A 380-nucleotide genomic window follows, 5' to 3' on the forward strand; every position below is an offset into this window, starting at 1 on the left:
ACCTTTAGCGGCGTTACGACTACCACGGTGCCGAATGCCGGCGTGGAAGCGCAGCTGAAGCAGCCTGACGCGATCAATAAGCAGCTGCGTAACTTTACCGTGGTCGTCGGGGAAAAAGATTCTGTGACCGGTAAAGACATTGCTGGTCTGAAAAGCGAGCTGGAAAAACAGCAGATTAAATTTGATTACCACCAGTATCCCGGCCTGAACCATGAAATGGACGTCTGGCGCCCGGCCTACGCCGAGTTTGTGCAAAAACTGTTTAAATAACCTTTAGGGGGCCTTCAGCCCCTGTTTTGTGCTTGTGAAGGACGACAAGATGAAAATGATTGTGACCGAAGATTATGAAGAGATGAGCCTGGTCGCCAGCCATCATGTTC

At 50.5% G+C, this 380-nt stretch carries 1 protein-coding gene; it reads left to right on the top strand.

What is annotated here, in order from left to right:
• A partial coding sequence (locus FJV41_RS56830) for an alpha/beta hydrolase (protein ID WP_220138094.1) occupies window positions 1-270 on the top strand: 270 nt, incomplete at its 5' end.
• Window positions 271-380 lie beyond the last annotated feature (110 nt).

Source organism: Myxococcus llanfairpwllgwyngyllgogerychwyrndrobwllllantysiliogogogochensis, from assembly GCF_006636215.1.
GTDB lineage: Bacteria > Myxococcota > Myxococcia > Myxococcales > Myxococcaceae > Myxococcus > Myxococcus llanfairpwllgwyngyllgogerychwyrndrobwllllantysiliogogogochensis.